The sequence below is a fragment of the Streptomyces sp. NPDC127177 genome, assembly GCF_042672475.1.
Taxonomy (GTDB): Bacteria; Actinomycetota; Actinomycetes; order Streptomycetales; family Streptomycetaceae; genus Streptomyces.
The window spans coordinates 22,674-39,195 of record NZ_JBHXUW010000071.1 but is presented as its reverse complement, the minus strand read 5'-3'; the positions used below and the strand labels follow the sequence as shown (position 1 = coordinate 39,195).

18 protein-coding genes are annotated in these 16,522 nt (G+C 71.9%); 14 read left to right on the top strand and 4 right to left on the bottom strand.

Going from position 1 to position 16,522, the window contains the following annotated elements; genetic code table 11:
• Positions 1–197 precede the first annotated feature (197 nt).
• Genes pnuC through ACFVJX_RS31485 form a run of 5 tightly spaced genes read left to right on the top strand, consistent with a single transcriptional unit; the run spans position 198 to position 4,472 of the window.
• A complete protein-coding gene (pnuC, locus tag ACFVJX_RS31505; RefSeq protein WP_384131875.1) occupies positions 198–851 on the top strand; it encodes a nicotinamide riboside transporter PnuC in 654 nt (217 codons plus the stop codon).
• A complete protein-coding gene (locus ACFVJX_RS31500; protein ID WP_384131878.1) occupies positions 848–1,927 on the top strand; it encodes an AAA family ATPase in 1,080 nt (359 codons plus the stop codon). The genes pnuC and ACFVJX_RS31500 overlap by 4 nt, the downstream gene beginning before the upstream one ends.
• Positions 1,924–2,658 (top strand): NUDIX domain-containing protein, encoded by a 735-nt coding sequence (locus tag ACFVJX_RS31495; protein WP_384131881.1) that lies wholly within the window; start codon positions 1,924–1,926, stop codon positions 2,656–2,658. Before ACFVJX_RS31500 ends, ACFVJX_RS31495 begins: the two co-directional genes overlap by 4 nt.
• A complete protein-coding gene (locus ACFVJX_RS31490) occupies positions 2,655–3,677 on the top strand; it encodes an ADP-ribosylglycohydrolase family protein (protein ID WP_384131884.1) in 1,023 nt (340 codons plus the stop codon). The genes ACFVJX_RS31495 and ACFVJX_RS31490 overlap by 4 nt, the downstream gene beginning before the upstream one ends.
• 3 nt (positions 3,678–3,680) lie before the next feature.
• Entirely contained in the window at positions 3,681–4,472 is a 792-nt protein-coding gene (locus tag ACFVJX_RS31485; RefSeq protein WP_384131887.1) for a DNA polymerase beta superfamily protein, read from the top strand.
• On the opposite strand, the gene ACFVJX_RS31480 is transcribed toward ACFVJX_RS31485, so the two are convergent.
• Positions 4,461–5,183 (bottom strand): DNA polymerase beta superfamily protein, encoded by a 723-nt coding sequence (locus tag ACFVJX_RS31480; protein ID WP_384131889.1) that lies wholly within the window; start codon positions 5,181–5,183, stop codon positions 4,461–4,463. The two genes, ACFVJX_RS31485 and ACFVJX_RS31480, sit on opposite strands and share 12 nt — an antisense overlap.
• Before the next feature lie 128 nt (positions 5,184–5,311).
• Between ACFVJX_RS31480 and ACFVJX_RS31475 the strand changes: the two genes are divergently transcribed.
• From ACFVJX_RS31475 to der, 7 genes are all read left to right on the top strand, one after another.
• Positions 5,312–5,674: a DUF1304 domain-containing protein gene (locus tag ACFVJX_RS31475; protein ID WP_384131892.1), complete on the top strand. Its 363-nt coding sequence runs from the start codon at positions 5,312–5,314 to the stop codon at positions 5,672–5,674.
• 3 nt (positions 5,675–5,677) lie between these two features.
• On the top strand, positions 5,678–6,310 hold the full coding sequence (locus tag ACFVJX_RS31470) for a TetR/AcrR family transcriptional regulator (RefSeq protein WP_384131895.1): 633 nt from the start codon (positions 5,678–5,680) through the stop codon (positions 6,308–6,310).
• Positions 6,311–6,361: 51 nt separating this feature from the next.
• Positions 6,362–6,724: a chorismate mutase gene (gene aroH, locus ACFVJX_RS31465; RefSeq protein ID WP_384131898.1), complete on the top strand. Its 363-nt coding sequence runs from the start codon at positions 6,362–6,364 to the stop codon at positions 6,722–6,724.
• Complete coding sequence (locus tag ACFVJX_RS31460; protein WP_384131901.1) at positions 6,721–7,806, top strand: prephenate dehydrogenase; 1,086 nt, start codon at positions 6,721–6,723, stop codon at positions 7,804–7,806. Before aroH ends, ACFVJX_RS31460 begins: the two co-directional genes overlap by 4 nt.
• 121 nt (positions 7,807–7,927) lie before the next feature.
• A complete protein-coding gene (gene cmk, locus ACFVJX_RS31455) occupies positions 7,928–8,644 on the top strand; it encodes a (d)CMP kinase (RefSeq protein WP_384131904.1) in 717 nt (238 codons plus the stop codon).
• Entirely contained in the window at positions 8,641–9,303 is a 663-nt protein-coding gene (locus ACFVJX_RS31450; RefSeq protein WP_384131906.1) for a lysophospholipid acyltransferase family protein, read from the top strand. Before cmk ends, ACFVJX_RS31450 begins: the two co-directional genes overlap by 4 nt.
• Before the next feature lie 64 nt (positions 9,304–9,367).
• Complete coding sequence (gene der / locus ACFVJX_RS31445; RefSeq protein WP_384131908.1) at positions 9,368–10,837, top strand: ribosome biogenesis GTPase Der; 1,470 nt, start codon at positions 9,368–9,370, stop codon at positions 10,835–10,837.
• A 124-nt stretch (positions 10,838–10,961) separates the two neighbouring features.
• Here der and ACFVJX_RS31440 read toward each other — a convergent pair whose 3' ends face one another.
• The gene (locus ACFVJX_RS31440) at positions 10,962–11,303 is read right to left on the bottom strand and encodes a hypothetical protein (RefSeq protein ID WP_384131911.1); all 342 of its coding nucleotides are present in this window, start codon (positions 11,301–11,303) and stop codon (positions 10,962–10,964) included.
• A 137-nt stretch (positions 11,304–11,440) separates the two neighbouring features.
• Positions 11,441–12,223 carry a hypothetical protein gene (locus ACFVJX_RS31435; RefSeq protein ID WP_384131914.1) on the bottom strand — a complete coding sequence of 261 codons (783 nt, stop codon included), beginning with the start codon at positions 12,221–12,223 and terminating at the stop codon, positions 11,441–11,443.
• A 627-nt stretch (positions 12,224–12,850) separates the two neighbouring features.
• Here ACFVJX_RS31435 and ACFVJX_RS31430 point away from each other — a divergent pair.
• The gene (locus tag ACFVJX_RS31430) at positions 12,851–13,066 is read left to right on the top strand and encodes an I78 family peptidase inhibitor (protein ID WP_384131917.1); all 216 of its coding nucleotides are present in this window, start codon (positions 12,851–12,853) and stop codon (positions 13,064–13,066) included.
• 83 nt (positions 13,067–13,149) lie between these two features.
• Here ACFVJX_RS31430 and ACFVJX_RS31425 read toward each other — a convergent pair whose 3' ends face one another.
• Positions 13,150–14,193: a phosphatase PAP2 family protein gene (locus ACFVJX_RS31425; protein ID WP_384131919.1), complete on the bottom strand. Its 1,044-nt coding sequence runs from the start codon at positions 14,191–14,193 to the stop codon at positions 13,150–13,152.
• A 553-nt stretch (positions 14,194–14,746) separates the two neighbouring features.
• Between ACFVJX_RS31425 and ACFVJX_RS31420 the strand changes: the two genes are divergently transcribed.
• Positions 14,747–16,474 carry an MFS transporter gene (locus tag ACFVJX_RS31420; RefSeq protein WP_384131922.1) on the top strand — a complete coding sequence of 576 codons (1,728 nt, stop codon included), beginning with the start codon at positions 14,747–14,749 and terminating at the stop codon, positions 16,472–16,474.
• The last annotated feature ends 48 nt before the right edge of the window (positions 16,475–16,522 follow it).

The following is a 16,522-nucleotide window of genomic DNA, read 5'->3' as shown; positions in this document are numbered from 1 at the left end:
GCCCGGAGTGCGAGGACAAGGGGGTAGCCGCGTTGGTGGTACGTCTCGTGGGCTGGGTTTTGTTTAAACGACCCCCCCCCACCGCACAGGCCCGGCGGCGGGTACCTGTTTCCCTAATTCCGCACTGTAACGGGCCGCGGGCCTTTTGCTACCTGCGTTCGACCTTTATAGTCAGAGTGACTATTAAGGAGGCGGGAGTGAGTCTCGCGGATGTCCTCGATCCCCTGCAGCAACCCCTGGTGACGATTCTCGACACCCCGGTCAGCTGGACCGAGGTGCTGGGCTTCGGCAGCGGGGCGCTGTGTGTCTGGCTCGTGGCCCGCCAGCACCTCGCCAACTGGCCGATCGGCATCGCCAACAACCTCTTCTTCATCCTGCTGTTCACCCAGTCCGGCCTGTACGCCGACTCCGGACTCCAGATCGTCTTCATCGCCCTTGCCGCGTACGGCTGGTGGACCTGGACCCACGGGGGTGGACCAGGGACGGACAGCCTGCCGGTGCGGCGCACCACGCGCGCCGAATGGGTCCTGCTGCTCGTGGCAGGGGTGGTGGGGACCCTCGCGCTGACCGTCCTGCTGGACAGGGCGACCGACTCGACGGTGCCCTTCTGGGACGCGCTGACGACCGCGTTGTCGCTCGCGGCGACATACGGGCAGTGCAGGAAGCTCGTCGAGTCGTGGTGGCTCTGGATCGCGGCCGACGTGGTGTACATCCCGCTCTACGCGTACAAGGAGCTCTACCTCACCTCGCTGCTGTACGTGGGCTTCCTGACGCTGTGCCTGATCGGCCTGCGCAACTGGCGGCGTGATCTCACCGTCCGGCACCCCGAGCCCGTGGAGGCCGTGGCATGAGGCGTTTCGCGCACGGTCTCGTGCTCGGGAAGTTCTACCCGCCGCACGCGGGGCACCACCACCTCGTCCGCACCGCCCAGGACCGCTGCGAGCGGCTGACCGTGCTGGTCTGCGCCGCCTCGGTGGAATCCGTACCGCTCGCCGACCGGGTCGCCTGGATGCGCGAGGTGCATCCGGACGTGACGGTGGTGGGTGCCGTCGACGACACCCGGATGGATCTCCACGACCCGGCCATATGGGACGCCCACATGGCGGTCTTCACCGGAGCCGTGCCCGAACCCGTGGACGCCGTCTTCACCTCGGAGTCGTACGGGGAGGAGCTCGCCCGCCGGTTCGGCGCCGAAGCCGTCTGCGTCGATCCCGGCCGCACGGTCTTCCCGGTCTCCGGCACCGCCGTGCGCGAGGACCCGGCCCGCTGCTGGGACTTCCTCGAACCGCCGGTACGGGCCGCGCTCACCCGCCGGGTCGTCGTCCTGGGCGCCGAGTCGACCGGCACCACCACCCTGGCCCGCGCCCTCGCCGCCCACTACCGGCGGCGCGGCGGGGTCTGGGCGCTCACCGGATATGTCGCCGAGTACGGGCGCGAGTTCAGCGAACGGAAGCTGGCCGCGCTGCGGAGCCGGTGGCCCCGGGCCCAGTGGGAGGACGTCGCCTTCACCACCGACGACTTCCCGCTGATCGCCGAGGCGCAGAACGCCCGCGAGGAGGCGGCCGCCCGTACCGGCTCCCCGGTGCTCGTGTGCGACACCGACTCCTTCGCGACGACGGTGTGGCACGAGCGGTACGTCGGCGGACGCAACCCGCTCGTCGAGCACACGGCGGACCGGGTGGCCCATCACCTGTGGCTGCTCACCGACCACGAGGGCGTCGCCTTCGAGGACGACGGGCTGCGCGACGGCGAGGAGCTGCGGCCCTGGATGACCGACCGCTTCCGCGCCGAACTCACCGGCACCGGAAGGAACTTCATCGAGGTCACCGGAAGCCGCCAGGAGCGACTTGCGACCGCCGTCGAGGCGGTCGACGCGCTGCTCGCCGAGGGCTGGGACTTCGCCGCACCCCTTCCGGAGCGGCGATGAGCGGCTCCGCGCCCGAGGGCTACGACCCGCACGCCTTCGAACCGTTCGCGGTCACCGTCGACCTGGCCGTCTTCACGGTCCGCGACACCCGGCTGCACGTCCTGCTCGTCGAGCGGGGCGAGGAGCCGTACAAGGGCCACTGGGCGCTGCCCGGCGGCTTCGTCCTGCCCCGCGAGTCCGCCGGGGACGCGGCCCGCCGGGAGCTGGCCGAGGAGACCGGGCTGAGCGAGGACACCGTCTCGGCCCTCCACCTGGAACAGCTGCGGACGTACAGCGACCCGGACCGCGACCCGAGGATGCGCGTCGTCTCCGTCGCCTACGCCGCGCTCGTACCGGATCTGCCCGAACCGCGCGGCGGCGGCGACGCGGCCAGCGCCCGCTGGTGGGACGCCGGAGCGCTCGGCGAGCTCGCCTTCGACCACGACCGCATCCTCGCCGACGCACACCTCAGGATCGGCGCCAAACTCGAGTACACCTGCCTGGCCACCGCGTTCTGCCCGCCCGAATTCACCCTGGGAGAGCTCCAGCAGGTGTACGAGACGGTCTGGGGCGTCGAGCTGGACCGGCCCAACTTCCGGCGCAAGGTCCTCACCACGCCCGGCTTCGTCCAGGCCGTGGAGGGATCACCGCGCCGCACCGGAGGACGGGGCAAACCGGCCGCCCTCCACCGGGCGGGCGCCGCCACCGCCCTGCACCCTCCACTGCTGCGACCGGAAGGAAGAAGCACGTGATCGTGACCAGGACCATCACCAAACAGGCCGCCACCGGCGCGCTGACCGGGCTCGCGCTCGGCGACGCGCTGGGCTTCCCGACCGAGTTCAACAACGTTCCGTCGATCCTCGCCAAGTGCGGGCCGTGGCGCCGGATGTCGCTGCCCAGGCCGGCCGTCGTCAGCGACGACACCCAGATGACCCTGGCCCTGGGCCGCGGCATCCGCACCGCCATGGACCGCGGGCTGCTCACCCCGCTGCGGCTGCTGCGTCCGGTGCGCGAGGAGTTCGTCGACTGGTACCACTCGCCCGACAACAACCGCGCCCCCGGACGCACCTGCATGACCGCCTGCCGGCTGCTCGACAGCGACCGGGTCTGGCAGGAGGCGAGCCAGACCGGCTCGAAGGGCTGCGGCGCCGACATGCGGGTCGCCCCCGTCGGACTCGCCCCCGGTCTGAGCGACGAACAGCGCGCCGGAGCCGCCCAGTTGCAGGCGGCGCTCACCCACGGCCACCCGACCGCGCTCGCCGCGTCCGACCTGATGGCCCGTGCTGTGTACCTGCTGGCGCAGGGCGCGGAACCGTTGGGACTGATCGGGCAGCTGCGCAGCTACGCGTACGAGAACAGCGGCAACTACCACACGCGCTGGCTCGGCGAGCTCTGGCGGTACGCCGGCGACTCCTCACCGGAGCTCTACATCCAGCGGGGCTGGGAAGAGTGCCTCACCGCGCTGGCACGCGTCCAGGACGCCCTGCGCAACCCGTCCCCGGAGACGGACCCCTGCGAGTCGACCGGCGACGGCTGGATCGCCGAGGACGCCCTCGCGACGGCCCTGCACTGCTTCCTGCTCTTCCCGGACGAACCGGTCACCGCCCTGCGCCGCGCCGCCTGCACCCGGGGCGACTCGGACTCCCTCGGCTGCCTGACCGGCGCGCTCGCAGGCGCCCACCTGGGCTCGGGCGCCTGGCCCAAGGAGTGGTCGGAGCGGATCGAGTACCGGAGCGACCTGTTGTCGCTGGGGGCCCTCTGGGACGCTTGAGCCATGCGCACGGACACCACGCACCTCCAGGAGGCCGGACTGCCGGTCACCGATCTCGGCCCGGTCATCGCCGGGGAGCGCCATCCGCTGCTGTTCGCCACGGTCTCCGGGGCGCATCTGTACGGGTTCCCCTCCCGGGACTCGGATGTGGACCTGCGGGGGGTCCACGTCCTGCCCGCGGAGGACCTCCTCGGGCTCCGGGAGCCCGAGGAGACGCGCTCGCGGATGTGGGACAGCGACGGCGTCGAGATGGACCTCGTCACCCACGACCTCCGCAAGTTCGTCCGCCTGATGCTGAAGCCGAACGGCTACGTGCTGGAGCAGCTGCTCTCCCCGCTGGTCGTGCACACGAGCGCCCTGCACGCCGAACTGGTGGCCCTGGCCCCGGCCGTCCTCACCCGCAACCACGCCCACCACTACCGGGGATTCGCCAACACCCAGTGGCGGCTCTTCGAGCGGACCGGTGAGCTGAAGCCGCTGCTCTACACCTTCCGGGCGCTGCTCACCGGCATCCATCTGATGCGCAGCGGTGAGGTGCTGGCCCGGCTGCCGGCCCTGCTCGCCCGGGTGGCGGCGCCGGATTACCTCCCGGGCCTGATCGCGGCGAAGGCCGAGGCCGAGCACGGGGGAGCGGAGGGTGTGGACCGGGCGCAGGCGGCCCGGGACGTCGAGTCGCTGCACCGGGTGCTCGACGCGGCGCAGGCCGGCACGGCGCTCCCGGACGGGCCGGGCGGGTTCGAAGCGCTGCACGAACTGGTGGTGCGGGCCCGGCTCGCTCCGGTGTCAGCCGGCTGAACCGCGCTCGGCCTGCCGGTCGGCCGGCGCCGCCGCCCGCCGGGTGCGGAACAGGAAGTCCTCGACCCGTGCCCGGTCCGGCCCGGCCGGCAGCGGGGACGCGGCGGCCGCCCGGTCGTTCTCCTCGGCCAGTCTCGTCATGCGCCGCTCCACCTCCGTCCAGGGCACCTCGCCCCGCTTGACCGCCAGCAACTCCTCGCGGTCCGCTCCCACGTCGATGGTGAGTTCTCCCGTACGCAGCAGGTCCCGGCCGCTCGCCAGCAGCCGCAGCAGGTGCATGGCGTGCTTCCACCGCGGCGCCCCGTGCTGCCGCACGTCCGCCTCCAGCTTCCTGCGCTGGCCCAGGGCGTAGCGGACGAAGGTTCCGTGCGCCTGCCGGGACAGGAAGGCCCCGCGCAGCGAGAGGAGTTCACGGCCGGTCGCGTCGGCGTGCTCCACCAGGGGGGAGTGCAGGCACTCCAGCACATTGGGGTTGGCCCGCAGCGCCAGTTCGCAGAAGCGTTCCAGCTCCCAGGAGAACTGCTCGTCGGCCGGTCCCTCGATGTGGGACGGAGGCTTGTCGAACCGCCAGAACATCGCGGTCGGCGCGAGGAAGACGCCCCGCCGGTCGGTGTCGCTGCCGTCCGTGGCGAGTCCGAAGGCGCGCGAGCCCATCACACAGGAGTAGACCGTGTGGTCGCGGACCAGCGCCTCGTCGGAGGGAGTGATCATGCCGGGAGGCTACGCGAGGGCGGTGCGGCTCCGCTCCGGGTATTTCCGCGGAGGCCCGTGACGACTTCCTGTACAGTTGTCCAGGAAGTCGGCGTGGGCCGACGCGGAAGGTCGTCAGGTCGTTCACCATGCAGACAGCAGCCCAGGTGCTGGTCGCGCTCGTCGCGCTGATCCACGCCTATTTCCTGGTCCTCGAAATGTTCCTCTGGGACACCCCGCGGGGCCGCAAGGTCTTCGCCACGACACCCGAGTTCTCCCGGGAGAGCGCGCCGCTGGCCGCGAACCAGGGGCTCTACAACGGGTTCATGGCCGCCGGGCTCGTCTGGAGCCTGATCGCCGGCGACCCGGTGGCCCACCAGGCGCGGATCTTCTTCCTCTGCTGTCTGGTCGTAGCCGGGGTGTACGGCGCCGCGACCGTCAACCGGAAGATCCTCCTCGTGCAGGCGGCCCCCGCCGCGGCGGCCCTCGTGCTCGTCCTGACGGCGGGCTGAGCGATGACGCCGGCCGCGGCCGGGGGCAGTGGCGACCCGCGGACCGCACGCACCCGTGGCCGGCTGCGTGCGGCGCTCCTCGCGGCGTGCGGGGAACAGCCGCTGGACCGGGTCAGCGTCTCCGAGATCGTCCGCCGGGCCGGGGTGGGCCGGGCCACCTTCTACCTCCACTACGACGATCTGCGTGCCCTCGCGGTGGACGCCTGCGCCGAGCTCGTCCGGCAGGCAGTGGACGCCCTGCACGCCTGGGACGGCGCCCCGCCGGGCCCCGACGCGCCGCCCGCCGAGCTCACCGGACTGCTGGACGCCGTCCGGGACCGCGCCGAGGTCTACCGGAGCCTGCTGGGCCCGGGGGGTGGCGGACCGCTCGGCGAGCTGCTGCACGAGGAGCTCAGGGCACGCAGCCTCGCCGAACTCACCCGCCGCCGCCCGGCGGGCACCGGCGCCGAAGTGATCGCCAGTGCCGTCGCCGGTCTGTTCGCCGGCGTCCTCGCCGACTGGGTGCACGGACGCGTCGACGCCACCCCCGCGCAGCTCGCCGGAAGGGTCTGGCGGATGCTGGTCGCCGTGCACGCCACCGCCGCGTCTCACGGACAGGGCGAACCGGCGCGGGACCGCACCGGCCCTCTACGCTGAAACAGCCGGAACACAGGCGCACGAAGCGGTACGGACAACAAGGAGCACGACGTGGCGGTACGAGCGGTCCGCGGAGCCGTCCAGCTGGAGCGGGACGAGGCCGGACACATGGACGAGCAGGTCAGCGCCCTGCTCGCCGCCGTCCTCGAGCGCAACAGCCTCGTCGCGGACGATCTGATCAGCATCTGGTTCACGGCCACCCCCGACCTGCACAGCGACTTCCCGGCCGCCGCCGCACGCGGCATCGGTATCGTCGACGTGCCGCTGATCTGCGCCCAGGAACTGGACATCGAGGGGGCCATGCCCCGGGTGGTGCGGATCCTCGCCCATATCGAGACCTATCTCCCCAAGGCGGAGATCGCGCACGTCTACCTCGGCGCCACCGCCGCCCTTCGCAAGGACATCGCCCAGTGAGAACCGCCGTCGTCATCGGAACGGGCCTCGTCGGTACCTCCGCGGCCCTCGCCCTCGCGGGGCGTGGCATCAAGGTCCACCTAGTCGACCACGACCCGGAGTCGGCCCGCACGGCGGCCGCGCTCGGCGCCGGCACCGACGATGCGCCCGGACAGCGGGTCGATCTGGCGATCGTCGCCGTACCGCCGGCCCACACCGCCTCCGTGCTCGCCGCCGCCATGCGCAGCGGCGTCGCCCGCGGCTACCTCGACGTCGCCAGCGTCAAGGGCGGACCCCGTCGCGAGCTGGAGGCGCTCGGCGCCGACCTCAGCCCGTACGTCGGTACGCACCCGATGGCCGGCAAGGAACGCTCCGGCCCGCTCGCCGCCACCGCGGACCTCTTCGAGGGCCGCCCCTGGGTCCTCACACCGACCCGGGACACCGACACCGAGGTGCTCAACCTCGCGCTGGAACTGGTCGCCCTCTGCCGGGCCGTGCCGGTCGTCATGGACGCCGACGCCCACGACCGGGCCGTCGCGCTCGTCTCCCACACCCCTCAGCTGATCTCCTCGATGGTCGCCGCCCGGCTGGAGGAGGCCGACGAGACCGCGGTGCGGCTGTGCGGACAGGGGATCAGGGACGTCACCAGGATCGCCGCCTCCGATCCCCGGATGTGGGTGGAGATCCTCTCCGCCAACCCGGGGCCCGTCGCAGACGTCCTCGCCGGCGTCGCCGCCGATCTGGAGGAGACCGTCACCGCGCTGCGGGGGCTGCAGTCCGCCGACGAGGAAAAGCGCCGCGCGGGCACCGAAGGCATCCAGGACGTCCTGCGGCGCGGCAACGCCGGCCGGGTCAGGGTGCCGGGGAAGCACGGGGCGGCCCCCGCCTCGTACGAGATCGTGGCCGTCCTGATCAGCGACCGGCCTGGCGAGCTGGCCAGGATCTTCGCGGACGCCGGCCGGGCCGGGGTCAACGTCGAGGACGTACGGATCGAGCACGCCACCGGCCAGCAGGCGGGCGTCGTCCAGCTCATGGTCGAACCCAGCGCCGCCCCCGCGCTGAGCGCCTCCCTCCGCGACCGGGGCTGGTCCCTCCGGCAGTGAGCCCGAAGGCGTCCCGGAAGGCACTTGTCCACAGGGGTGGTCGGGCCCGCGTCCACACTCGGTAACCTTGTGCGGGGCGGGTTCGCGCGTCCCGTCCCGCCCACCCCCGTGTACCAGGAAGGTGTCCACCACCGTGGAAACCGTAAGCACCGCCGCCCGGACCGCCCCGGCCGCAGTGATCGTCGCCATCGACGGGCCCTCCGGCACCGGCAAGTCCAGCACGTCCAAGGCCGTCGCCACCCAGCTCGGCCTGAGCTATCTGGACACCGGTGCCCAGTACCGGGCGATCACCTGGTGGATGCTGAACAACGGCATCGACGTGCACGACGCGGTGGAGGTGGCGACCGCGGCCGCCAAGCCCGTCATCGTCTCCGGCACCGACCCCACCGGCCCGACGATCACCGTCGACGGCGAGGACGCCTCCGGCCCGATCCGTACACAGGAGGTCACCTCCAAGGTCAGCGCCGTCAGCGCGGTCCCCGAGGTGCGCACCCGGATCACCGAGCTGCAGCGCACCATCGCCCAGGGCGCGGAGCGGGGCATCGTGGTCGAGGGCCGTGACATCGGCACCACCGTGCTGCCCGACGCCGACATCAAGATCTTCCTGACCGCTTCGCCCGAGGCGCGCGCCGCCCGCCGCAGCGGAGAGGTGAAGGGCTCCGATCTCGCCTCCACCAAGGAGGCGCTGATCAAGCGGGACGCCGCGGACTCCGGCCGCAAGACCTCGCCGCTCGCCAAGGCGGACGACGCCGTCGAGGTGGACACCACCGAACTGACCCTTCAGCAGGTCATCGAGTGCGTCGTCACCCTCGTGGGGGAGAAGCGGGTCACGAAGTGACACCTGCCACCGGTGCGCCCACGCTGCGCGGGGCGGCGGTCGGGCGGGGCATCGGGATCGGGCTGATGTACGGGCTCTTCAAGCCCCGGGTGCTCGGCGCGTGGCGGGTCCCCGCCTCGGGACCCGTCATACTCGCGGTGAACCACTCGCACAACATCGACGGTCCGATGCTGATGGGCACCGCGCCCCGGCCCGTCCACTTCCTGATCAAGAAAGAGGCGTTCGTCGGCCCCCTGGACCCGTTCCTGCGCGGAATCGGTCAGCTGAAGGTGGACCGTACGACCGCCGACCGCACCGCCATCACCCACGCCCTGGGCGTACTGGAGGACGGCGGCGTGCTCGGGATCTTCCCCGAGGGCACCAGGGGCGAAGGGGACTTCGCCGCACTGCGCGCCGGGCTCGCGTACTTCGCCGTACGCGGCGGGGCGCCGATCGTGCCCGTGGCCGTACTGGGAAGCACCGAGCGCCGCGGACGGTTGATATCAGCGCTGCCGCCGCTGCGCAGCCGCGTGGACGTCGTCTTCGGCGAAGCCTTCGAGGCGGGCGACGGGAGCGGCAGGCGGACGCGCAAGGCGCTGGACGAGGCGACGTTGCGCATCCAGGGACGGCTGACGGGCCACCTGGAGCAGGCCAGACGCCTCACCGGGCGTGCTGGGTAAGACTTGAGTAGTGGACCGCGTGCTGCGCGGCCCATCGATGATGATGCAAAGAGGAACGGACTTCATGAACGACCAGATTCACTCCGACGGCTCGGACCACGAGCACGGAGCGCTTGGCGATGCCGAGTACGCGGAGTTCATGGAGCTCGCCGCGCAGGAGGGCTTCGACCCCGAGGACGTCGAGGGCGCCATCGGTGAGGCCGGTCACGGACCGCTTCCCGTCCTGGCCGTCGTCGGCCGTCCGAACGTCGGCAAGTCGACCCTGGTGAACCGGATCATCGGCCGCCGGGAGGCAGTCGTCCAGGACAAGCCCGGTGTCACCCGTGACCGCGTCAGCTACGAGGCGGAATGGGCGGGCCGCCGCTTCAAGGTCGTCGACACCGGCGGCTGGGAGCAGGACGTCCTCGGCCTGGACGCCTCCGTCGCCGCACAGGCCGAGTACGCCATCGAGACGGCCGACGCGGTCGTCTTCGTGGTGGACTCCACCGTCGGTGCCACGGACACCGACGAGGCCGTCGTCAAACTGCTGCGCCGGGCCGGCAAGCCCGTCGTGCTCTGTGCCAACAAGGTCGACGGGCAGAGCGGCGAGGCGGATGCCTCCGCGCTCTGGTCGCTGGGCCTGGGACAGCCGCACCCGGTCTCCTCGCTGCACGGCCGCGGCACAGGCGACATGCTCGACGCCGTCCTGGAGGCCCTTCCCGAGGCGCCGGCCCAGTCCTTCGGCACCGCCGTCGGCGGACCGCGCCGGATCGCGCTGATCGGCCGTCCGAACGTCGGCAAGTCCTCGCTGCTGAACAAGGTCGCCAACGAGGACCGCGTCGTCGTCAACGAACTGGCCGGCACCACCCGTGACCCGGTCGACGAGCTGATCACGCTCGGCGGCATCACCTGGAAGTTCATCGACACCGCCGGTATCCGGCGACGCGTCCACCTCCAGGAGGGCGCGGACTACTACGCCTCGCTGCGTACCGCGGCCGCGGTCGAGAAGGCCGAGGTCGCCGTCATCCTGATCGACTCCAGCGAGTCGATCAGCGTCCAGGATCAGCGCATCGTGACCATGGCCGTCGAGGCCGGACGCGCGATCGTCGTCGCCTTCAACAAGTGGGACACCCTCGACGAGGAGCGCCGCTACTACCTGGAGCGCGAGATCGAGACGGAGCTCGCGCAGGTCGCGTGGGCCCCCCGGGTCAATGTCTCGGCCCTCACCGGCCGCCACATGGAGAAGCTGGTCCCGGCGATCGAGACCGCGCTCGCAGGCTGGGAGACCCGCGTCCCCACGGGCCGGCTGAACGCCTTCCTCGGTGAGATCGTCGCCTCCCACCCGCACCCCATCCGCGGCGGCAAGCAGCCGCGCATCCTCTTCGGCACCCAGGCGGGCACCACGCCGCCGCGCTTCGTGCTCTTCGCCTCCGGCTTCCTGGAGCACGGCTACCGGCGCTTCGTCGAGCGACGGCTGCGTGAGGAGTTCGGCTTCGAGGGCACCCCGATCCACATCTCGGTCCGGGTCCGCGAGAAGCGCGGCCGCAACAAGTAGACAGCGCACGACGCGGTCCCGGTGCCGAGCGCCGGGGCCGGGTCCCGTGGCCCCGCTGGGCCCCGGACACGACAGAGCCCCTGACCGGCTCGCACCGCGAGCGGTCAGGGGCTCTGTCGTACGCTCAGGCCCCGCGGGAGCCCGGCGGCAGCGCGGGCCGCACCCGCCCGGCGTGCCGTCCCACCCGCTGCCACGAGCCGAGGCTCCCGGTGTGTGTACTGGGGCTGCTGCTGTGCCCGGCTGCTCCGCCCGTCCCGCTGGACGTCACCGTTCCGCCGTGTCCCGAGTGACCGCTGAGCGGGGCACGGGAGCCGAAGAACCCGCTGCCGAACGTCGGGAGCCCCAGGCTCTCCTCCCCGGTCCGGTCACCCGGCAACGCCCTGAACGAGCGGCGGTACTCGGAGTACAGCGCGTCGTAGATCGGGGTGCGGGACGGGCCACCCGATGGATCCTGCGCGGGACGCATGGCAGGGATCGGGCTCGGACGCTGGTGGGAGGGGTCGTATGAGTGCACGTAGGTGCCAACGACCCCGTCGCCCGTCGGATGCGGGCCCGCCGGAGAAATAGCTGTTCGACGGGCGGTCCCGGGGTGCACGGACATGATCAGGTCCCGGCAAGCGGCATCGCGGCGGCGACCAGGATCCCGCCGGCCGCGGCCTTCTCCAGCGCGTCGCGCAGCAGGTCCTCACGGGGCTGCTGGCCGATCGAACCGGCGGGGGCGGCGTAGACGAGCACCGTCTGCGACTTGTTGGCCGCCGTCCGCCAGCCCTCGGTCACCTGGAGCGGCGCGTGCGCCTGCCACCAGGCCACCGGGGCGCCCCCGCCCGTGCCCGGCTGGAGCACCGCGTGCAGCTGCCCCATGGCGAGCAGGATCGACCAGCCGTGCAGCACCTCGGGGACCTGATCCATCCGCCCGGCCGGGTGGAAGCCCTGCTCCAGCAGCAGTTGCAGGAACTCGTCGCCACCGCTGCCGTCCGTGCCGGGGCGGGCGATCGCCCCGGTCGGTTCGACGACCAGTGCCGGATGGAGTTCGTCGTCGATCAGCACGAGACCGCTGGTGATCCCCAGCACGGCCTGCTCCGGTGCCGACGGGTCCTGTCCGTCCTGTTCGCTGCCGGTGATGCTGCGCACGGCCCCCTGCAACTGCTCCTCGGCGACCTGGACGACCTGTGAGGGGATGCAGGTCGCGTGGGCGAAGGCGAGGACCGCCGTCTCGTCACCGACGAACAGCACCGTGCTGGTGCGTTCCTGCTCGGAGTCGCCGGGGGTGCGGCAGGAGGTGCAGTCGTAACTGCCGGGGGCGTTGTCGCCGACGAGCAGCCGGTCGGCTTCGGCGTCGCCGATCTCGGCGCGTACGTCCTCGCTGACGTCGAGCATGCGCGGCACGGGTGGCTCCTCGAACTCGGTACGTGCGCCGGGCGGTTCCCGGCTCATGAAGAAGACAACGGGTGAGCCGCTGCCGGGGTCACGCGGGAAGGCGAACGGAATCGAACCGGGGGAGCGGTCGCTTCGCCGATACCCGTACAAGTCATGACATCGAGGAGCGCCGTTGGTGGCCGTCGGCCGGCGGGGGACGGCCACCGGCGGCCCACCGCCGGAGCGGCCGCTCCGGCGCCGGAAAGCGGTGATTCGGGTCGTCCGCTATACGGGCGTAGCGGGACGGCGGGGCCGGTCCGATGGTGTAGATATTGTGAGCATGGGATAAGGGTGCGATAAGGAAGGATGAATTCCCGATGGGATTCCCGCCCGTGGGAGGGTATTCCGCAGGTGAATCGAGGTGCGGCCGGCGGGAGATATCCGTGCCGTTTTCCGGCTCTCTCCGTAGATCGTTTTCCGGCCTGTGTGATTACTGTGCGTCCGGTTGTGAATCGCACGTTCGAGTGAGGGAGTTCCGCGGGAACACGTGTGGTGATCCTGTGACACAAGCGTGACCGGTGGGGGACGTGGGGATGCCGTGCGCCCGTCCGGCGCCCCGGCTACCGCCGCCGTCCGGAGCAGCCTACGGTGAGGGGTATGGCACCCATACCGACCCCGTCCGCCCAGCCCGAAGACGCGCCCGGAGCCTATGTCGGCCTCTCCGCCGAGACCGCCGAACGGCAGGCCAGGGAGCGTGGCTGGACCACGGTCAGAGCCCTTCCTCCGGGCACCGTCATCACCATGGAGTTCCGGAGCGGCCGGATCAACTTCGAGGTCGACGGCGGCGCCGTGAGGCGCTGCTGGATCGGCTGAGGCCGCCTGGGACGCCCGAACCGGAAGAAGGGCCCCGGCCGGTGGCCGGGGCCCTTCTGTGCGTATCGGCGCGGCGCCCCGGGTCAGCCGCCGGCCACCGGCCGGGCCTGCGTCGTGCCGCCGCGCGGTGTGCGGTCCGCGTGCGGCGGGCGGCGGCTGCCGGCCGGGGTGACCGGGGTGCGCTCCGAGCGCACCGGGTGGCCGGGGTGCGGGGGAGGGGCGGCCGTGTGGGCGCGCGGGCGGCTGCCCGTGGCCGTCACCACGGCGGCCTGGCGGCCCCCTGCGGCGACCGGGCCGGGGGCCGGGGTTCGCGCGGCGGTATCGCCCACGGCCTGCTGTCCCGCGGGTACCGGCAGCGGATCGCCCGCTGGGGCGGGCCGCGGCGGAACGAGCCTGCTGCGGGCGCTCAGCCGCTCGCGGGCGGCGAAGATCCAGTTCTCCGCGCGGGTGATCAGCGGCTCGCACCACGGCAGGCCGAGCAGGATCAGCAGGCCCGCAGCCCAGCCGAGCACCACGTCGCTGAGCCAGTGCGTGCCGAGGTAGACCGTCGTCAGACCGACCCCGAGCGACACCACCGCGGACATCGCCGACAGATAGCGCCTGGCCCGGGGGGTGGCGGCCAGGTACGCGAGGATTCCCCAGGTCACGACCGCGTTGGCGGTGTGCCCGGAGGGAAATATATCGCCGCCGTCGAACAGTTCGGCCGAACCGATCTGGGTCGCGTAGTGCGGGCCGAGCCGGCCGAGGCCGTACTTGACCGCCCCCACCGTCGCGTTGAGCAGCAGCAGCGAGGCGCCCAGCGTGAGCAGCGGCCGCAGGGTGTGCTGCCGCCAGGAGCGCCAGCCGAGCCAGCAGGCGACCATGACGGCCGTGGGTCCGCGCTGGCCGAGCACGACGTAGTAGTCGAGGAAGGCGTGGATCTGGGGCCACTGCTGGTAAGGCCGGAAGAGCATGACCTTCCAGTCCAGGGTCACCAGCCAGGACGACATGAGCACGGCAATGACGATGGCGAGATAGAACGCCAACGTCCCGCCGAAGAGAGCGATGCGGTGACGGCTCATCCGCGGTGTCTCTATCTTCGGCGGTTCCGGCTCCCGGTCCAGGCGGGCAAAGATGTCGGTACGCACCCAATCGACGTTACAGCGAGTGAGTGGGTGACCCGGCCGATCCGGCCGCTTTGTGATGACGATGTGATGTGGACTTTGTCTCAGCCGGGACGGTTTTCCTCGGCCGCCGGAGAATCCCGAGTTCCTTCCGTTCTATTTATTCGACTCCCGTGCCGATGGAGTTTTTCGATATTGACGGAAAAGCGCACGGGATGTCGAAGTACTTATTGCGAGACATCCGGCGGGGCGGAACGGACGGTGTCGGTCCGGTTACCCGACGCCTTCGTCGGGCGTCCGGGGAGCGCCGCACGGCGCCACCCGACCGCCCCGTACCGCCGTGAGGCGGCCGGTCACCGCAGGTCGCGAGGGGTCCGGGAGCAGACCGGATGAGGGCGGCGCAGTGGCGTACGCCACACCGGGAGCCTTTCGGGGTATGAGATGGACCACGTGTGCCCCTGCCGAACTCGCGTACGCTGACGGATCACTCGCCCGTCGATGCCGGGCCCGGAGGGACAGCGGACGCTGAACCCCAGGAGGCCTGCCGAGCGCGAGGAACCTTTTGGGAGGTAGATGCATGTCCGGGACGACCACAGCCCGAACCCGCCTGCGCGCAGCCGCCGACGGTGCCAATCGATGGGTCGTCCTGGTCGTCCTCTGTCTCAGTCTGCTGCTCGTGGCGCTCGACGCCACGGTGCTGCACGTCGCCGTCCCCGCCGTCACCGAGGACCTGCGGCCCAGCGCCGTCGGCCTGCTGTGGATCGTGGACGCGTACCCGCTGGTCTGCGCCTCCCTGCTGATCCTCTTCGGCACCCTCGGTGACCGGGTCGGACGGCGGCGGATCCTGCTGCTCGGCTACGCGCTCTTCGGTGTCGCCTCCGCCGTCGCCGCCATGGCCGACAGCGCCGGCGTGCTCATCGCGGCCCGGGCCCTGCTCGGCGTCGGCGGCGCGATGATCATGCCGGCCACCCTGTCGATCCTGCGCCAGGTCTTCCCGGACCGGCGCGAGCGGGCCATGGCGATCGGAGTGTGGTCCGCGGTCGCCGCGGTCGGCGCCGCCACCGGACCTGTCATCGGCGGCTTCCTCGTCGAGCACTTCTGGTGGGGCTCCGTCTTCCTGATCAACATTCCGCTGATGGCCCTGATCCTTCCGCTCGGCCGCCTGCTGCTCCCCGAGTCGCGTGGCAGCAACGACGGCCCGTGGGACGTGTTCGGCGCGCTGATGGCAGCCGCGGGCGTGCTCGGCGTGGTCCTGGGCGTGAAGAGGGCGGGCACCGGCGAAGGCCTGTTCGCACCGGCCACGCTCGTCCCCCTGCTGGTCGGGGCCGCGCTGCTCGTCGCGTTCGTCCGCCGGCAGAAGCGCCGTGCGCATCCGCTGATCGACATCGGGATGTTCGCCAGGCCCGCCTTCTCCACCGCAGTGGGCTGCATCGTCCTCGCCATGCTGGCCCTGGTCGGCCTGGAGCTGATCGCCGTCCAGTACCTCCAGCTCGTGCTGGGCCTCAGCCCGCTGGAGACCGGCCTGCGGCTGCTGCCGCTCACCTTCGCGGCGATGGCCGCGGGTGCCACCGGCTCGTACACCCTGCGCCGGATCGGGCCGCGCCGGATGGTCGGCTGGGGCTTCGTCCTGACGGCGGTCTCGGTGCTGATGCTGACCGCCATGGGCCAGCACGACCGGCCCGGCCTGCTGACCGCCTCCTTCGTCGTGCTCGGCTTCGGCCTCCAGTCCACGCTCTTCGGCGCGTACGAGTCGATGCTCAGCGAGGCGCCCGCCGAACGGGCCGGCGGGGCGGCCGCGATCGGCGAGACCTCCTACCAGCTGGGCGCCGGCATGGGGATAGCGCTGCTCGGCAGTGTCATGAACGCCGCCTACACCCCGGGCCTCTCGAAGCTGCCGCAGGAGGGGGTGCCCGACTCGGCCGGGGCCGCCGCCGCCCACTCGCTCGGTGAGGCGTATCAGGTGGCCTCGCGGCTGGGCGGCCCGCTCGGTCAGGTGCTGCGCTCCACCGCCCGGGACGCCTTCATCGACGGACTGCACATCACGCTGCTGGTCAGCGCGGCCCTGCTGCTGCTCGGGGCGCTCGCCGCCCTGCGGCTGCCGCGGGTGATGGAGTGCCCGCCGCCGCTCTGTGAACTCCGTGAGTCCGTGGACGCCCGGCAGCCTGCCGAGGCCCGCGATGACGAGGATCTCCGCGGCCGGGACGCCCGCGAGACACCGGTCCAGGACCGGCCCAAGGTGCTGCTTCCGCTGCCCGGCGCGCGGCGGCCCGCCGAGGCCACCGGCTCTGGACGCGCGGCACACTGAGCCGTAACGTCGGCAGGACGCCGTAACTAACACTGCTAGTTTTCGGCG